Source organism: Microbacterium sp. zg.Y909 (assembly GCF_024626565.1).
The window spans coordinates 1-2,191 of record NZ_JANJFJ010000556.1; the positions used below are offsets into that span (position 1 = coordinate 1).

Consider the following 2,191-nt stretch of genomic DNA (forward strand, 5'->3'; position numbering starts at 1 on the left):
ACGCAGCTCCGCGACCGTCTGCTCGAACGCCTGCGCCAGCACGCCCCCGGCACGGAACACTCCCCCGGTGGTCGCGATCACCGCAGGCAGCGACCCCTCGAGCGCGGCGACGCCGCTGCGCGCGGCCTCCCGCCCCGCCTCTGCCGCGATCGCCGCTGCCGAAGCGTCACCGGCGGCTGCCAGTGCCAGCACATCGGCAGCGAAGGATGCCAGCACGCCGGCGCGATCCGGCCGGGTGTACAGCTGCGACGGCCAGGTGACCGGATCACCGAGTCGCTCCCGGGCCGCCCGCAGCAGTTCGGAGCCTGCGGCATCCACTCCGTCATAGGCGCGCATCGCCGCGATGAGTCCCTGCAGGCCGACCCAGGCGCCGGCGCCGCGGTCGCCCAGCAGGTGCCCCCACCCGTCCACCCGCCGCCAGACGTCGCGGCCGTCCGTGCCGAAGGCGATCGCACCGGTCCCGAGCGCCACGATCGCCCCGGCTTCGCCGCCCAGCGCGCCCAGATGCGCGGTCACGGCATCCACGGCCACGGCCACCGCCACCGGCCGCCCGGTCAGCTCACGAAGCTGGGCCGACAGGGCTGCGGCGAACCGCTCCGGCTCGGCGACCAGGGTCGCCAGACCCGTCGCGCCCACCCCGACGCCGGCGAGTTCCGCGACGACCTCCGGCCACTCCTGCGCAGCCCGCGCCACCAGCGACGTCACGGCGCCCGGCACCGTGCTGCCCCCATCCGTCACGCCGATGCGCTCTCCCGAGAACTCGAGACGCTCCCCCGAGGGCGCACCCTCGAGGCGCAACCCGACCCGGCTCCCCGAACCGCCGATGTCGAGCCCGAGCAACGACGTCACTTGCTCATGCCCGCGGTCAGGCCCGACACGATCTGCTTGGTGGCGAAGAGGAAGAGCACGACGAGCGGAATCGTCGCCAGCGTCAGCCCCGCGAAGAGGGTCGCCCAGTCGGTCTGGTACTCACCGAAGAACCGGGTGATGCCCACCGGCAGCGTGTACGCGTCACGGTCGCGGATGAGGATCAGCGGGTAGAAGAAGTCGTTCCACACCGGCACGAATCGGAAGACGATGACCGTGGCGATCGCGGGTTTGACCAGCGGCAGGTGGACCCGCCAGAAGGTTGCGAAGGGTCCGGCCCCGTCCAACCGGGCAGCCTCGTCGAGCTCGATCGGCAGCTGCCGGAAGAACGCCGCCAGCACGAAGGTCGAAAAAGGGATGCCGAGAGCGGCATACACCAGGATGAGGCCCCACAGGTTGGAGATCATGCCGACCGAGTCGAGCAGGAAGAACAGCGGCAGGATCGCCAGGTACACCGGCAGCATGAGGCCCGAGAGGAACAGTCCCTCGAGCGTGGTGAAGATGCGCGACCGCGTGCGCGCGAAGGCGTAAGCGGCCAGCAGGGACACGGCAGTGGACAGGACGACCGATGCCACGGTGACGAAGATGGAGTTGAAGAAGTAGGTGTCGAACGACGCCGTCACCCACGCCTTCTGGTAGCTGGTGAAGTTCGGCGGCAGCGGCAGGCCGAGGGGGTGCTGGGCCATGTCCTGCGTCGTACGCAGGGAGTTGGACACCATGAGCAGCAGCGGCGCGATCGAGATCGCGGCGTACAGCCACAGGAACGTGCTGGCGGCGAACCCGCCCGCCGTCGCGCGGGGTCTGCTGCGGGGCGCCTCTGCACCGGCGGATGCCGCGCGCCGCGAGCGCGTCGTGGGGGTGAGCGTGGCGGTCATCAGAAGAGCTTCCGTTCTGCCCGGCGCAGCATGACGGTGAAGGCCACCGCGATGCCGAAGATGAAGAGGAACAGCAGGGTCGCGATCGCCGAGCTCGTGCCGATCGCGTTCGACGACCCCGACTCGAAGGCGGTGCGGTAGAACAGCAGGCTCAGCACGTCGGTGGCGCCGGCGGGGTTGCCCTGCGAACCGCCCAGGGCGTACGGGATCGGGAAGGCCTCCATCGCGCCGATGAAGGTCAGCACGCTCACGGTGCCGATCGCGGGGATCATCAGCGGCAGCGTGACGGAGCGGAACCGCTGCCACGACGTCGCGCCGTCGAGCGACGCGGCCTCATCGAGCTCCTGCGGGATGCCGCCGAGCGCTGCGCCGTACAGCAGCACCGGGAACCCGATCCACTGCCAGGCGGTCACGAACACGACCACCCAGATCGCCGTCTGCGGGTTGCC

At 70.7% G+C, this 2,191-nt stretch carries 3 protein-coding genes; all 3 read right to left on the reverse strand.

Translation table 11 applies throughout. The features are described from left to right. Positions 1–849 (reverse strand): BadF/BadG/BcrA/BcrD ATPase family protein (locus NQ160_RS22745; RefSeq protein WP_257517298.1); only part of this gene is annotated, 849 nt, incomplete at its 3' end. Next, positions 846–1,742: a carbohydrate ABC transporter permease gene (locus tag NQ160_RS22750; RefSeq protein WP_257517299.1), complete on the reverse strand. Its 897-nt coding sequence runs from the start codon at positions 1,740–1,742 to the stop codon at positions 846–848. The genes NQ160_RS22745 and NQ160_RS22750, both read right to left, overlap by 4 nt. Continuing rightward, positions 1,742–2,191, reverse strand: a 450-nt coding sequence (locus tag NQ160_RS22755) for a carbohydrate ABC transporter permease (protein WP_257517300.1), incomplete at its 5' end; no start/stop codon positions are given. The genes NQ160_RS22755 and NQ160_RS22750, both read right to left, overlap by 1 nt.

Excerpts from the sequence above, each read along its gene's own strand:
- NQ160_RS22750 (WP_257517299.1), bottom strand. The coding sequence starts at position 1,742 with ATGACCGCCACGCTCACCCCCACGACGCGCTCGCGGCGCGCGGCATCC.